We start from the raw sequence: 14,824 nt of genomic DNA, 5'->3' as shown, positions 1-14,824 counted from the left end.
TTTTTCTCACATTCCCACGCTCACAGCGATCATCCACACCACCGGGGCGGCGAAAATAACGCTGTCAAACCGATCCAGCACGCCGCCGTGTCCCGGCAGCAGCCGTCCGTAGTCCTTGATGCCGAACTGGCGCTTGATAATGGAAAAGCTCAAATCACCCAGCTGGCCCATAAACGCCCCCACCAGGCCGATGACCATGCACCAACCGATTGGCAGCGGCTCCACCGTGACAAAAAAGAACACGATGCGGAACACGATCATCCCCAGCACGCCGCCTGCCAGGCCGCCCACAGCGCCCTCCACGGTCTTTTTGGGGCTGGCCTTGGGAGCCAGCTTGTGCTTGCCGCAGGCCATGCCCGTAAACAGGGCCGCCGAGTCACTCATAAAGGCCGCCACCAGGGGCATCAGCACCAGCCCGCCGCCGTAGGTAAGCAGCCGCAGCCGCAGCAGGCAGCTCATGGCCAGAGGGATGGCCACACCGCCCAGCAGCACCGCGCAGATGTCCTGAAACGCAATGGCATTCTCCCGGCCATACCACCGCACCGCCAGGAAAAACAGCAGCGCCACGCCGGCGCACAGCAGCCAGGGGGCCGCCGCCAGGACGGTTTTCTTATATTCATCCATACCCGCGTAGGTGGAAAACACCGTCAGCACGGCCAAAGCCCCCGCCAGCACCCAAAGCTGCTTGGTTTTTTCCGGGCCGCACACCGCCGCCAAAAGCTCATGGGCTCCGATGATGCCCAGGGCCGCCAGCAACGCCGCCGTAGCCCAGTGGGGGGCCCAGCACAGCACCAAAAGCAGCAGCGGTATACCCACCACCGCCACCAGAATTCTCTGTTTCATAGCTTAAATTCCTCGCTTGTATCTCTTACTTCACGCCGCCGAACCGCCGGTCCCGCTGCTGGTAGGCTACAATGGCCTCATCCAGGTCCCTTTCGCCGAAATCCGGCCACAGGGTATCACAGAAGTAAAACTCCGAATACGCGCACTGCCACAGCAGGAAATTGCTCAGCCGCAGCTCCCCGCCGGGGCGAATGATAAGCTCCGGGTCGGGGATACCGGCGGAGTAGAGGTGCTTTTCCAGATTCTCCTCCGTCATCTCCTCCCCCGCCGCCGCGCAGAGCTTGGCCGCATGGAGGATCTCATCCCGTCCGCCGTAGTTGATGCACAGGTTTGCCTGGAAGCCCTCCACCCGGTCGGCCACGGCGTTTGCCCGGCAGGCCAGGTCCTGCAGCTCCGGGCTCAGAGCCGAGAGATCACCGAAAAAGCGGAGCTTCATCTTATCCCGCTCCATGGTGTCAATGGCCTCCTGCATATACTTTTTAAGCAGGCTCATCAGCGTGCTTACCTCCTCGGCGGGCCGCTTCCAGTTCTCCGTGGAGAAGGCGTAAATGGTCAGGTATTCCACGCCCAGTGCTTTGCACTGCAGGGCAATTTTGCGAAATGTCTCCGCGCCGACCTTATGTCCGGCAGTACGAGGAAGCCCGCGCTTCTTCGCCCAACGACCGTTGCCGTCCATAATGATAGCGATGTGGCGGGGAAGGCGGCTTTTATCCACCTGCCCCGCCTTATGAGAGACTTTTTTAGAAAACAGTCCCATCAGACCGACATCAGTTCCTTTTCCTTGATGTCCAGGAGCTTATCCAGCTCCTTGCAGTTGTCGTCGGTGATCTTCTGCAGGTCCTTTTCCGCCATTTTCAGCTCGTCCTCGGTGATCTCGGATGCCTTCTGCATCTTCTTAAACCTGTCCATAGCGTCCCGGCGGATGTTGCGCACGGCCACCTTGCCGTTTTCGGAGTACTTGTGGATCTGCTTTACCAGCTCCTTGCGGCGCTCCTCGGTGAGCTGGGGGAAGGACAGGCGGATGCACTTGCCGTCGTTCTGGGGATTGATGCCCAGGTCAGACTCCAAAATGGCCTTTTCAATGGCCCGCAGCAGGGACCCGTCCCAGGGGGTGATGACCAGGGTCCGGGGGTCCGGAGAGGCAACGCTGCCCACCTGCTGGATGGGCGTGGGGGTGCCGTAATAGTCCACGGAAATACGGTTGAGCACGGCGGCATTGGCCCGGCCCGCCCGCACGGCGGCGAAGTCGTTTTTAACGGACTCGATGCTCTTTTTCATTTTCTCTTCGTAAATCTTGTATTCATCTTTCAGCATGGGGTTAAGCCTCCTTTACGATCGTACCGATTTTTTCTCCGCGCAGGGCGCGGATGATGTTGTAGGGGTCCTTCAGGGCAAATACCAAAACAGGGATGTGGTTATCCATAGACAGGCTGGTGGCGGTGCTGTCCATAACGGACAGATGCTGGGCCAGCACATCGTCATAGGTGATGGAGTCGAATTTCTTGGCATCGGCAAACTTAGCCGGGTCGCAGTTGTAAACGCCGTCAATGTTCTTGGCCAGCAGGATGACATCCGCGCCGATCTCCGCTGCCCGCAGCACCGCCGCGGTGTCCGTGGAGAAGAAGGGACTGCCGATGCCGCAGCCGAAGATGACCACCCGCCCCTTTTCCAGGTGCCGAATGGCCCGGGCCCGGATATAGGGCTCCGCCACTTCTTTAATCTCCAGGGCGGTCTGCACCCGCACATCTACGCCCTTCTGCTCCAGCACATCGGCCATAGCCATGCAGTTCATAGCCGTGGCCAGCATGCCCATGTGGTCGGCCCGGGTGCGCTCGATGTAGCCCTCGCCGTTCTTCACGCCGCGCCAAAAGTTGCCGCCGCCGATGACGATGCCCACCTGCACGCCCATCTCCACGCATTCCTTGATCACATCCGCCACCTGACCCATAACGCCGAAGTCCAGGCCAAAGTGCTTTTCTCCCGCCAGGGCCTCGCCGCTGATTTTCAGCAGCACCCTTTTATATTTCGGCTCGTCCATACGAATCCTCCCTCATTTATTCTTCATAGTATTCTACAATATTTCCCGCCCTTTGTAAATGAAATTTTCGTAAATGCTCCGTCTTGTTTTTCTCAGCCCATGGGATATAATAAAATTATTGAGGCTATTCTTGTAAAGCCGATGTATCCCCCAGTCACGGCTTCGCCGTGCCAGCCCCCTTTAGGCAAGGGGGCCGAGGGGACGGGGGACGCGGATTGCCACAGCCAGTGTGCGCACTGGCTTGGCAATGACACATTGCAAGGAGTGCGGTGTGCGGCGGGACCCATGTGTCCCGCCCTACAAGCGTTTTTGTAGGGCAGGGCCCGCGTGCCCTGCCGGGAGTGCGGTGCGTTGTCGGCGGGCGGACAGAGGCGTCCGCCCCTACGGATGCATTAACGGTGTCATTGCGATGCCAGTGACCGATGTCACTGGTGTGGCAATCCGTATTCCTACAAAAGCAAATTTTTCAAAAAAGGAGAAAAACCATCATGGAGCTTCGCCCCGTTTTAGGCAGCACCTATGTGGCCGATGGCGCCACCGCCCTGCTGCCCATTTATAAGCTAAACAGCACCGACATTATTCTTCTGGACACCGGCTATGCCAAGTTAGACCGCAGCGCCCTGACCCATCTGCTGGACGATAACGGCTTTCATCTCAAGGGCATTCTCTGCTCCCACGCCCATTTCGATCACACCGGCAATGTCCGCTATCTGCAGCAGCGCTATGGGGCCTTGGCCGCCGCCCAGCTCATTGAGGCGGGCATCTCCGTAAATCCCGACGCCTATCGGGCCAACTATGTGGCCCTCACCTATGGCCGCAGCCGGGCCTATTTCCTGGAGGAGTGCTTCACCGCCGATGTCATTATCCCCGCAGACGCCACAGAGCTGACCTTCTGCGGCGCGAGGTTCGGCATCCTTCAGCTCCCCGGCCACAGCGCCGGTCACATCGGCATCGTCACCCCCGACGGGGTAGCCTACCTGGGGGACTGTCTTATCAGCCGCTCGGAAATAGAAGGCGCCAAGCTCCCCACCTCCATGTTCATCGCCCGGGACTTAGAGAGCAAGCAAAGCCTCTACTCCCTCCGCTACCCTGCCTACATTGTGGCCCACAAGGAGGTGCTGACGGACATCACCGAACTCATTGGAGAAAACATCCGCTTCATCCGGGATAAGGCCCGGGAAATGCTCTCCTGCCTGCAGGACGGCATGACCTTCGACCAGTGGATCTATGAATTCTGCAAAAAGGAGAATGTCCGCACCCACAATCAGCTGAAGTTCAGCATCGTGGAGCGCAATTTTTCCAACTTCACCGCCTGGATGGAGGACGAGGGTCTGGTGGAGATCCGCCGGGAATTCTGCGCCAGAAAATATTACCGTACCTAACCCCCGAAAAGCACCGCAGCCGTCCCTCTGCGCCGGGCCCCGGCGGGGTGAAAATGCCTTGCGGCAGACAAAAAGAGCTTGTCCCCTGCATCTGCGGAGACAAGCTCTTTTATGCTCTTTTAAGAGGCGTAGATTTTGCCGATAAGCCAGTTCAGCGCCCGGGCGGGGAGAATTTTGGTCAGGAGCACCGCCGCTTTATAGGCAAAGCCGATGGTGTACAGGGGCTTGTGGCTGGTTTTCAGGGCCACCTTTCCCACAAAGGCACCGGCCTTGGCCGGGTCCATGCCCGTCTGCTCGTCGTGCTCCATGCGCTTTACGGAGCGGCTGATGCGCCCGGCGTAAATCTCGTCCCCCTGGCCCACCTTGTGGCGAGCGGCGGTAAAGCCGGTATGGATGTCCCCGGGCATTACGGCGCAGACGGTGATGCCGAAGGGCCGCAGCTCATTGCCCAGGGCCATGGTATAAGAATTGATGGCCGCCTTGGACGCGGAATAATAGGTCTGGAAGGGGATGGGCACCGGGGCCGCCACGGAGCTGAGATTCACAATGCGGCCGCTGCCCCGGCTGCGCATGGCGGCAATGACCGCCCGGTTCATACGCACCATGCCGAAGAAATTCACCTGAAACTGGCGCTGGGCCTCCTCCGTGTCCGTAAACTCCACAGCCCCGCTGATGCCGAAGCCCGCATTATTCACCAGGATGTCAATATGCCCGGCCTCCTGCAGGATCTGCTCCACCGCCCGGCGGACGGAGTCCTCGTCCGTCACATCGGCCCGGATGTGCTTAAGGCCCTCCACGCCCTCTTCACGGCGGCTCAGCTCATACACCGTGCAGCCGTTTTTTGCCAGGTACAGGGCCGTTTCCCGGCCAATGCCGGAGGTCCCGCCGGTGATAACAGCGATCTTACTCATGAAGCAGCACCTCCGCCATAATGTCCATAGCCTCGTCCAGCAGGGCCTCGGTGTGGGTGGCCATGTAGCTGGTGCGCAGCAGGGCCTCCCCCTCCGGAGTGGCCGGGGGCAGGGTGGGATTTACATACACGCCCCGGTCGTAAATCTTCTGGGCCGCGTCCAGGGTATGCATGGTCTCATAGGTATATATGGGGATGATGGGCGTAGGCGCGGACAGGGCCGACTCGCGAATTTTAAGGCCCCGGTCCGTGAAGCCCTTCCGGGCGTACAGGCTCAGATCCCGCAGACGCTCCGGCAGCTCCGGATGCCGCTCCAGCTTACGGAGGGCCGCCAGGGCCGTGGCGCAGTTGGCAGGAGGGATGGAGGCGGAGAAAATAAAGGGCCGGGAGGTGTGGCGCACATACTCCGTCACCGCCTTATCGGCCGCCATGTAGCCGCCCAGAGATGCCAGGGACTTGGAAAAAGTACCCATATACACATCCACCTGATCCTCCAGGCCGAAGTGGCTGGCGGTGCCCCGGCCGCCGGGGCCCAGAACGCCCAGGCCGTGGGCATCGTCCACCATGACCCGGGCCCCGTACTTCTTCGCCAGGGCGCAGATCTCCGGCAGCTTTGCAATGTCCCCGCCCATGGAGAACACGCCGTCGGTGACGATGAGGGCGCCGTTCTGCTCCGGCACCCGCCTAAGCTGCTTTTCCAGGTCCTCCATGTCGCTGTGGCGGTAGCGCAGCATTTTGCCGTAGCTCATCTGGCAGCCGGCATAAATAGAGGCGTGGTTTTCCCTATCGCAGATCACATAGTCGTGCCGGCCCACCAGGGCGCTGATGATGCCCACATTGGACTGAAAGCCCGTGCCGAAGGTGATGACCCCTTCTTTATGCAGAAAGCTGGCCAAAGCCTCCTCCAGCTCCAGGTGCAGCTCCAGGGTGCCGTTGAGAAACCGGGAGCCGCTGCAGCCGGTGCCGAACTTTTCCATGGTGCGCACGCCTGCCTCGATGACCTCCGGATCGGTGGTGAGGCCCAGATAGTTGTTGGACCCCAGCATGATGCGGCGCTTGCCCTCCATCATCACCTCTACATCCTGCCGGGACTGCAGGGCCCGGAAGTAGGGATACACGCCCTTTTCCTGCAGGTCGGTGGCAAGAGAGGGGGCATAGCACTTTTCAAAAATATCCATATACTTCTCCTTTTCGGGGGGTGTTTCGTCTTATGTCAACCGATGGTATTATAATAAGACTATCTGGCATTTGTCAAATAAAATGTTTCCCGACCCGGAAATGTGACATGAATTTCCCAATTTATTCACGAAATATTTATATTTCTGTGGTAATCCATGGTATACTAAGGAAAACCGTTTGAAAAAGCCGCAAGGAGGCAACTATGCCTAACAAGCCCACCCTCACCCAAAAACAGAAAAAAGCCGCCGCCCTGGCCATCCTCCTCCTCTTTATTCTCCTGTCCCTGGCGGTGTTTTGGTTCGTTGGCCGCCCCATGGTGCGCTTTGCCAAGGAGCCGGAGCTGTTCCGCCAGTGGATCGCCGGCCTGGGGCTGTGGGGCAAGGCCGTGTATGTGGGCATGTGTATGCTCCAGGTGGTGGTGGCTATCATCCCCGGAGAGCCCCTGGAGATTTGCGGCGGCTATGCCTTCGGCGGCGTATGGGGCAGCATTCTGTGTATGCTGGGTCTGTTTTTAGGCAGCGTTGCCGTCTTTTGGCTGGTGCGCCGCCTGGGTCAGCCCATAGTGGAGATCTTTTTCCCGCCGGAGAAGCTGGATAAGCTGCATTTTCTCAAAAGCTCCCCCAAGCGCAACTTCCTCTTTTGGCTCATTTTCACCATCCCCGGCACCCCCAAGGACCTGCTGTGCTACTTCGCCGGGCTTACGGACCTCCGCTGGGGCACCTGGCTGCTGCTGTGTACCGCAGGGCGGCTTCCCTCGGTACTCACCTCCACCGTAGGCGGCAGCGCCCTGGGTGGAAAAAGCTACCTTTTTGCGGCCCTGGTGTTCGGCGGAACGCTGCTTCTGTCCCTGGTGGGTCTGCTGATTTACCGGGGCGTATGCCGCCACCACGAAAAAGCCCGGAAAAACCCGGAAGAGCCCGAAGATTGACGGTTGCGCCCCGGAGTGAACTATGCTATAATATTTACTTAGAACTGACGGAACGGAATGGGACAATCCCAGCGGTACCAAGCCGCCGTAGACGGACATAGGCCGCCATCGCCATTGGGGCGCAGCTCCGAGAAGGCTTTGGCATCGGGCGTTCGGAGCCGGAATACATTCCCCAGTTCAGGCGGCCCGCGGCTCTTGGGGGGTGCCCCGCGGTCGATACGGAAATACTACGCCCCCGTTTTGGGGGCTTTTTCTATTGCCCCGGAGAGGAGAAAAATGAAGCTGAAAAAGAAAACCCTTTATAACATCCTGATGATCGCCGCCATCGCCGTCATCGCGGCCCTGGCCGTGTTTTTCGCCGGGCGGCATCTGGGCTGGTTCGATAAGTCCGCCCCGGAGGGCGAGGCCACCGCCATCACCGCCACGGTGCAAAAGGGCCTGTCCAATCTCACCCGCGGCGGTATCGCCTCGGAGATCACCGGTGAGACCCGGCTCCGTAAGGGGGACACCGTCTCTGTTACCAGCGGCTATGTGTCCGCCAAGGTCGGGGGCTGCAGCCTGACGCTCTCTCAGGGCGCCAAGCTGGAGATCCTCTCCGCGAAGCCGGAGGATATGCAGGTGCGCCTGGTGACGGGCGAGGCCTTCTGTCAGGCCGGCGATGCCGCCGTGACCCTGCACTACGGCGCCCACAGCACCAAGCTCCGGAGCGCCGTGCTGGTGTGTACCGTCCGCACGGGGTCGGAGACCCTGTATGTGCTGGGCGGCTCTGTCAGCGACGGGTCCAACACCTTTGACGCCGGAAAGACCGGCAGCTATGTGGGTACAGAGCTCTCCGTACAGGATCTGGATCTCAAGGCCCTCAGCTCCTTTGCCCTGGAGTGCATTTTGGACAGTCAGGAGGACATGGTCTGCCATGCCGACGAGGTGAAGTCCGTATTGGATAGCCGCAATGCTACCTCCGAGCCCACCCAGCCCGAGGCGGATACCTCCACCGACACAACACCCGAACCCGACAGCTCCGCGAAGCCCGACGAAACGACCAAGCCCGCGGAAAAGCCCACCTACTCCTGCACCATTGAGATCCGCTGTGATACGATCCTCAGTAATAAGCAGGATCTGAGGCCGGGTCTGGATGTCTATGTGCCCGACAGCGGCACCATCCTCCCCACCACCACCGTCACCTTTACCGAGGGGGAGACCGTGTTCGATGTACTTAAGCGCATCTGCGATGCGCGGGGCATTCAAATCGAGTATAGCTACACGCCCATGTACGGCAGCTACTATGTCGAGGGCATCAACAACCTGTATGAGTTTGACTGCGGCCAGCAGTCCGGCTGGATGTACAAGGTCAACGGCTGGTTCCCCAACTACGGCTGCTCCAGCTACAAGCTGGAGGCCGGCGACACCATTGTGTGGGCCTACACCTGCAAGGGCCTGGGCACCGATGTAGGCGCTCCCGACTTTATGGGGTAATCCCCCATACCTGCAAAATCATAAGCAAAGGAGGCGATGGCCCTGCAAGAGTATGATGTGTTTTCCCGCTGCCACCCGGCGGTGAATTTCCTGTTTTTTGCAGCGGCCATCGTGCTGACGGTGGTGCTGTTCCACCCGGCGTATCTGCTGGTGTCTCTGGTGTGCGGCGGAGCTTACTACGCTGCCCTGCGCCGGAGCCGCTGCGGTAAGACCCTGGGCTTTTTGCTGCTGGCGCTGGTGCTGGTAGCGGCGGTAAACCCGATTTTTAACACCCTGGGGGATACCGTCCTATTCACCCTCTTTGGCCGCCCCTATACCTGGCAGGCCCTGTGCTACGGCCTCTGCTCGGGGCTCATGTTTGCGGCGGTGAGCCTGTGGTTTCTCTGCGGCGGCATTGTCATGACCTCCGATAAATTCACCAGTCTTTTCGGCGCGATGATCCCATCCATCTCCCTGGTGCTGGTGATGGTCCTGCGCCTGATCCCCGGCTACTGGCGCAAGGGCAGGCAAATCGCCGGGGCCCGCAAGTGCATCGGCCGCAGCGCCGCCGGAACCCGGAAAGAGAAAATTCAGGGCGGCATGGATGTGCTGACAGCCCTCTCCGGCTGGGCCCTGGAGGGCAGCGTCGTCACCGCCGACTCCATGCGCTGCCGGGGCTACGGCGCCGAGGGCAGACGCACCACCTTTCAAATCTACCGCTTCACCGGCCGGGACCGGCTGATTGCCGCCCTTATCCTGGCAGCCCTGGCCGCCACCGTTTATGCCGCTGCCGGCGGCAGCGCCCGGGCGGCCTTCTTCCCGGCCCTTTCCCTGGCCCCGGTCAGGGGTTTTCGGCCTGTTTTGGGCCTGGCGGCCTACGCCGTTTTATTACTGATCCCCACCTTTTATTCCATTCGGGAGGCTATCCTATGGCACAGTTTGCGATCGAAAATCTGACCTTTTCCTACCCCACAGACCCGGAGCATCCCTCTCTGCGGGGTGTTTCCCTGCAAGTGGAGCAGGGGGAATATATTGCCCTGTGCGGTAAGTCCGGCAGCGGCAAAACCACCCTCCTGCGGCACCTGAAAACCGTCCTCACCCCCCACGGAAACCGGGAGGGGACCATCCTCTACGACGGTGCGCCCCTGGACCGGGCGGACCTGCGCAAGCAGTCCTCGGAAATCGGCTTCGTCATGCAAAACCCGGACAGTCAGATCGTTACCGATAAGGTCTGGCACGAGCTGGCCTTCGGCCTGGAGAGCCTGGGCTGCGACCAGAAAACCATGCGCCTGCGTGTGGCGGAGATGGCCAGCTATTTCGGCATACAGGGCTGGTTTCACCGGGATGTGGCGGAGCTTTCCGGCGGGCAGAAGCAGCTGCTGAACCTGGCCTCTATCATGGCCATGCAGCCCAAGGTCCTGATCCTGGACGAGCCCACCAGCCAGCTTGATCCCATTGCCGCCTCGGATTTTCTCAACACCGTGAAGAAAATCAACCGGGAGCTGGGCACCACCGTGCTTATCACCGAGCATCGCCTGGAGGACATCTTCCACGCCGCCGACCGCTGCGTGGTCATGGAAAACGGTCGGATTTTGGCTGACGATGCGCCCAAAAAGGTGGGCCAGCTCCTCTACACCCAAAAGAGCGATATGTTCACCGCTATGCCCGCCCCGGTACGCATTTTCTACGGCGCAGGGGAGACCGGTGCCGCCTCCCCCCTGACGGTGCGGGAGGGCCGCAGCTGGCTTACGGAAAAGGCCGCCGGGAAGGAAGTGCGCGACACCCTGCCCCCCCAGCCGGAGCTGCCGGAGGAGATCAAGGACCCGGCCCTGGAGGTGAAGGAAATATGGTATCGCTATGAAAAGGACAGCCCCGACATTCTCAAGGGCGTCAGCTTCCGGGTGCCCAAGGGGACGCTCTTTTCCATCGTAGGCGGCAACGGGACCGGCAAATCCACCACCCTCAAGGCCGTGTGCGGCATCTGCAAGCCCTACCGGGGCAAGGTCCGTGTAGACGGGCAGGACACGGCCAAGTGTAAGGATCTTTTCCACGGAAAGCTGGCTATGCTGCCCCAGGATCCCCAGTGTCTGTTCGTAAAGAAAACCGTCCGGGAGGACCTGGAGGAGATGCTCCCCGCCTCCTGCCCGGATAAGGCTCGGCGCATTGAGGACATGGCCCGGCTTTGCGACATCACCGCCCTGCTGGACCATCATCCCTACGACCTCTCCGGCGGCGAGCAGCAGCGCTCCGCCCTGGCCAAGGTCCTGCTGACGGAGCCGAAGCTGCTGCTTTTGGACGAGCCCACCAAGGGCCTGGACAGCTTCTTCAAGCGCCAGCTGGCGGGGCTTTTGCACCGCCTTATGGCGGAGCAGGGCGTGACCATCGTCATGGTCAGTCACGATGTGGAGTTCTGCGCAGAGTACGCAAGCAGCGTCTCCATGTTTTTTGACGGCCAGCTTCTCACCACCAACACCCCCCGGCGCTTCTTTGCCCAAAACAGCTTCTACACCACCGCGGCCAACCGCATGAGCCGCCACCTGTTCCCCCAGGCGGTGACGGCGGAGGATGTGGTGTCCCTGATGAAGGAGAACGATTTAACATGAACACGCGAAAAACAAACTGGCGCTTTTGGCTGAGCCTGGTCATTATGGTGCTTCTGGTACCCCTGGCGGTGGTGCTGTTTACCCGGCTGAAGCAGAGCTTTTATCTCTCGGGCCTGACCATCATCGTCCTGACCATTGCCGCCTTCTTCCTGCACTTTGAAAGCCGCAAGCCCCAGGCCCGGGAGCTGGTGCTCCTGGCGGTGCTGTGCGCCCTGGCGGTAGCCAGTCGGGCAGCCTTCGGCTTTGTGCCCCACTTTAAGCCCATGCTGGCCATTGTCATGCTCACGGGCATTGCCTTCGGCCCGGAGGCGGGCTTTCTCTGCGGAGCCATCAGCGGCTTTGCCAGCAACTTCATCTTCGGCCAGGGGCCCTGGACCCCGTGGCAGATGTTTGCCTACGGCATCGGCGGGATGCTGGCGGGCCTGTTTGCCCTGTGCGGCATTCTGAAAAAATCCCCCCGGGCCTGGCGTGACGGCGGCTGGCGGGACATCCTGGGTCTGACGGTATTCGGCTTTTTGTGCATTCTCCTGGTGGTAGGGCCCCTGCTGGACACCTCCACCTTCTTCATGGCCGGATTCAGCGCCTCCTCCCCTCTGGCCATCTATCTGGCGGGTGTGCCCGTTAACTGCGTCCACGGCTCGGCGGTAGCCCTGACCATGCTCCTGTTCGGAAAGCCCCTGCTGGATCGCCTGCGCCGCATCCAGATCAAATACGGCATGATGGAGCCCTGACGCCATGGAATTTGCACGCTATCATCCGGCCATCAATCTCCTGTATTTCACGGCGGTGCTTACGGGGACCATCCTGTTCCGCCAGCCGGTTTTTCTGTGCCTCAGCTATGTGTGCGCCTTTCTGTACCTGCTGAAGCTCCGGGGCCTACGGGCCCTGATTCCGGGGCTGGGCCTGCTGCCCCTTGCTCTGCTGTATGCCCTGTGGTACGGGTCGTACCACCACTTCGGCCTCACCGTGCTGGGGGTGAACTTCATCGGCAACCAGGTGACTCTGGAGTCCTTTCTCTGCGGCGGCACCTGGGCCATGGTCTGTGTGGCGGCGGTGCTGTGGATGGGCTGCGTCCACGCGGTGTTCACCACGGATAAGATCGTCTATCTTCTGGGCCGCGTGTCCCCCCATTTGTCCCTGTATTTATCCATCCTCCTGCGCACGGTTCCCCGGCTGAACAAACAGCGTCAGCGCATTGAGCTGGCCCAGCGGGGTATTGGCCGGGGCAAAGGCCAGGGAAATATCTTCCAAAGAATGCGCAACGCCCTCCGCCGAGGCAGCATCCTCCTCACCTGGCTCATTGAAGGCATCGTGACCACCTCCGACTCCATGCGCTGCCGGGGCTGCTCCCTCCGGGGCCGCACCGCTTACTCGCTGTACCGCTTCGATGGCCGGGACCGCTCCTTTGTCATCGGTCTTTGCTCCCTGATATGCGTGCTGCTGATGGCCCTGCTGCTGGACCAGACCATGATCCGCTTTGCCCCCCAGGTGGTGATGATGCCCATTACGCCCATGTCCTGCCTGTTCTACGCGGCCTGGGCGGCCCTGTGCCTGCTGCCCCCGGTGCTGGAGCTCCTGGGTGCGCGTCGGTTCCGCCATCTGCAGCAGGCGGCGCTGTGACTTTTTCTTGAGGCCCCTATTGTATCGCAGTTTTGGATATAGTATAATAGTGTGACCGTGTAGGGGCGGCGTCCTTGATGCCCCGCCCGCGCCCAAACTGCACCGAAAGGAGCTTTACTATGACAGCCCAAGAGCGGCGAAACGCCATTTTATCCCATCTGCAAAGGGGAAAATCCCCTCTCAGTGCCACAGCCCTGGCGGGCCTTCTGGGCGTGAGCCGGCAGGTAATTGTGGGGGATGTGGCCCTGCTGCGGGCCGGCGGCGTGCAGATCGTGTCCACCTCCCGAGGCTACCTGATCCCTCCGGAGGAGGGCCTGGTGCGCCAGGTGGTCTGCCAGCACACCCCCCATCAGACCCAAGAGGAGCTCTATGCCATGGTAGACGGCGGCTGCACCGTGCTGGATGTGACGGTGGAGCACCCGGTCTACGGCGAGATCACCGCTCCCCTGCAGCTCTCCTGCCGCTACGATGTAGACGAGTTCGTGCGCAAAATGCAGGAAAACGGCGCCCAACCCCTGAGCCTTTTAACTGATGGCATCCATGCCCATCGGCTCTCGGCCCCCGGTGAAGATGCCTTTGCCCGGGTGCTGGCGGTGCTGCGCAGCAAGAGAATGCTCCTGGAGGATTGACAAAACCAAAAAAATCTATATAATAGAGTAGTCCGGTGTCAAGACACCTGACTACTCTGTTTTTATTCGAGGTGTACTTATGGAAAAGGTATCGGCCTTCCTGCGCCGCAAGGACATTGTTTTCTCCCCCAAGCGCTATTTCATCGACGCTATGAGCGCCATGGCCCAGGGCCTGTTCTGCACGCTGCTGGTGGGCACCATTCTCAACACGCTGGGCACCCAGCTCCATATCGGATTTTTAACGGACATCATCGTCACCCTGGGTAAGGGCGACGGCGCGGTGCGCTACACCATCGGCGGCCTGTGCTCGGCCATGGTGGGCCCGGGTATGGCCGTGGCCATCGGGCAGGCGCTGAATGCCCCACCCATGGTCCTCTTTTCCCTCATTCCCGTGGGCTTTGCCACCAATGCCATGGGCGGGGCCGGCGGCCCCTTGGCGGTGCTGTTCGTAGCCATCATTGCCGCGGAGATCGGCAAGGCCGTCAGTAAAGAGACGAAAATCGACATTTTGGTGACACCTATTGTCACCATTCTCAGCGGTATCGGCGCGGCGGCCCTGATCGCCGCCCCCATCGGCACCGCTGCCAGCGCCGTGGGCAAGGCCATCATGTGGGCCACGGAGCTGCAGCCCTTCTTCATGGGCATTATCGTCTCCGTGGTCATCGGCATCGCCCTGACGCTCCCCATCTCCTCCGCTGCCATCTGCGCCGCCCTGGGCCTCACGGGTCTGGCCGGAGGTGCCGCCGTAGCGGGCTGCTGCGCCCAGATGGTGGGCTTCGCCGTTATGAGCTTCCGGGAAAATCGCTGGGGCGGTCTGGCCGCTCAGGGCCTGGGCACCAGTATGCTGCAAATGGGCAACATTGTCCGCAACCCCCGTATTTGGATCCCTCCCACTCTGGCCTCCGCCATCACCGGCCCCATCGCCACCTGTATCTTCCGCATGGAGATGAACGGTGCGGCGGTGTCCAGCGGCATGGGCACCTGCGGCCTGGTGGGTCAGATCGGCGTATATACCGGCTGGCTGGCGGATATTGAGGCCGGGACCAAGGCCGCCATCACCGCCACCGACTGGCTGGGCCTGGTGCTGATCTGCTTCGTCCTCCCGGCTATCCTGAGCTGGCTCATCGCCCTGCCTCTGCGCAACTGGGGCTGGATCGGTGAAAACGACCTGAAGCTGGACCTGTGACGCAATATAGTTATAGTTAAGGTGCATCCACGCTGAGGCCACCCGAGAGGGTGG

15 protein-coding genes are annotated in these 14,824 nt (G+C 60.7%); 9 read left to right on the top strand and 6 right to left on the bottom strand.

From position 1 onward, the window contains the following. Positions 1-6 precede the first annotated feature (6 nt). From KI236_RS00940 to pyrH, 4 genes are read right to left on the bottom strand one after another with little or no spacing between them, the layout of a single operon-like run. Positions 7-843 carry a phosphatidate cytidylyltransferase gene (locus tag KI236_RS00940; protein ID WP_212818550.1) on the bottom strand — a complete coding sequence of 279 codons (837 nt, stop codon included), beginning with the start codon at positions 841-843 and terminating at the stop codon, positions 7-9. A 25-nt stretch (positions 844-868) separates the two neighbouring features. Beyond that, positions 869-1,600 carry a polyprenyl diphosphate synthase gene (gene uppS, locus KI236_RS00935; RefSeq protein ID WP_212818548.1) on the bottom strand — a complete coding sequence of 244 codons (732 nt, stop codon included), beginning with the start codon at positions 1,598-1,600 and terminating at the stop codon, positions 869-871. Then, a complete protein-coding gene (gene frr, locus KI236_RS00930) occupies positions 1,600-2,157 on the bottom strand; it encodes a ribosome recycling factor (RefSeq protein ID WP_212818546.1) in 558 nt (185 codons plus the stop codon). Before frr ends, uppS begins: the two co-directional genes overlap by 1 nt. 4 nt (positions 2,158-2,161) lie before the next feature. Then, complete coding sequence (gene pyrH, locus KI236_RS00925) at positions 2,162-2,881, bottom strand: UMP kinase (protein ID WP_212818544.1); 720 nt, start codon at positions 2,879-2,881, stop codon at positions 2,162-2,164. 488 nt (positions 2,882-3,369) lie between these two features. Between pyrH and KI236_RS00920 the strand changes: the two genes are divergently transcribed. Beyond that, complete coding sequence (locus KI236_RS00920) at positions 3,370-4,263, top strand: MBL fold metallo-hydrolase (RefSeq protein WP_212818542.1); 894 nt, start codon at positions 3,370-3,372, stop codon at positions 4,261-4,263. Positions 4,264-4,382: 119 nt separating this feature from the next. Here KI236_RS00920 and KI236_RS00915 read toward each other — a convergent pair whose 3' ends face one another. Both KI236_RS00915 and KI236_RS00910 read right to left on the bottom strand, forming a co-directional pair. Further along, positions 4,383-5,174: an SDR family oxidoreductase gene (locus tag KI236_RS00915; protein ID WP_212818541.1), complete on the bottom strand. Its 792-nt coding sequence runs from the start codon at positions 5,172-5,174 to the stop codon at positions 4,383-4,385. Next, the gene (locus tag KI236_RS00910; RefSeq protein ID WP_212818539.1) at positions 5,167-6,351 is read right to left on the bottom strand and encodes an aminotransferase class I/II-fold pyridoxal phosphate-dependent enzyme; all 1,185 of its coding nucleotides are present in this window, start codon (positions 6,349-6,351) and stop codon (positions 5,167-5,169) included. The genes KI236_RS00915 and KI236_RS00910 overlap by 8 nt, the downstream gene beginning before the upstream one ends. A 203-nt stretch (positions 6,352-6,554) precedes the next feature. Here KI236_RS00910 and KI236_RS00905 point away from each other — a divergent pair, with 203 nt between their 5' ends. From KI236_RS00905 to KI236_RS00870, 8 genes are all read left to right on the top strand, one after another. After that, positions 6,555-7,280: a TVP38/TMEM64 family protein gene (locus KI236_RS00905; RefSeq protein ID WP_212818537.1), complete on the top strand. Its 726-nt coding sequence runs from the start codon at positions 6,555-6,557 to the stop codon at positions 7,278-7,280. Between the two features lie 276 nt (positions 7,281-7,556). Then, the gene (locus KI236_RS00900; RefSeq protein WP_228738061.1) at positions 7,557-8,753 is read left to right on the top strand and encodes a DUF4430 domain-containing protein; all 1,197 of its coding nucleotides are present in this window, start codon (positions 7,557-7,559) and stop codon (positions 8,751-8,753) included. A gap of 36 nt (positions 8,754-8,789) precedes the next feature. Next, entirely contained in the window at positions 8,790-9,689 is a 900-nt protein-coding gene (locus tag KI236_RS00895) for an energy-coupling factor transporter transmembrane component T (protein WP_212818535.1), read from the top strand. Then, on the top strand, positions 9,662-11,335 hold the full coding sequence (locus KI236_RS00890) for an ABC transporter ATP-binding protein (protein WP_212818533.1): 1,674 nt from the start codon (positions 9,662-9,664) through the stop codon (positions 11,333-11,335). The genes KI236_RS00895 and KI236_RS00890 overlap by 28 nt, the downstream gene beginning before the upstream one ends. Continuing rightward, the gene (locus KI236_RS00885) at positions 11,332-12,066 is read left to right on the top strand and encodes an ECF transporter S component (RefSeq protein ID WP_212818531.1); all 735 of its coding nucleotides are present in this window, start codon (positions 11,332-11,334) and stop codon (positions 12,064-12,066) included. The genes KI236_RS00890 and KI236_RS00885 overlap by 4 nt, the downstream gene beginning before the upstream one ends. Before the next feature lie 4 nt (positions 12,067-12,070). After that, positions 12,071-12,955 carry an energy-coupling factor transporter transmembrane component T gene (locus tag KI236_RS00880; protein WP_212818530.1) on the top strand — a complete coding sequence of 295 codons (885 nt, stop codon included), beginning with the start codon at positions 12,071-12,073 and terminating at the stop codon, positions 12,953-12,955. A 119-nt stretch (positions 12,956-13,074) separates the two neighbouring features. Then, on the top strand, positions 13,075-13,584 hold the full coding sequence (locus KI236_RS00875) for a transcription repressor NadR (protein ID WP_212818528.1): 510 nt from the start codon (positions 13,075-13,077) through the stop codon (positions 13,582-13,584). Between the two features lie 79 nt (positions 13,585-13,663). Beyond that, positions 13,664-14,770, top strand: coding sequence for a PTS transporter subunit IIC (locus KI236_RS00870; protein WP_212818526.1), 1,107 nt, complete (start codon positions 13,664-13,666; stop codon positions 14,768-14,770). The last annotated feature ends 54 nt before the right edge of the window (positions 14,771-14,824 follow it).

This window comes from Vescimonas fastidiosa (genome assembly GCF_018326305.1).
GTDB lineage: Bacteria > Bacillota > Clostridia > Oscillospirales > Oscillospiraceae > Vescimonas > Vescimonas fastidiosa.
Note: the sequence above shows the minus strand (reverse complement) of the source record. Positions and strands in the feature narration are given on the sequence as shown.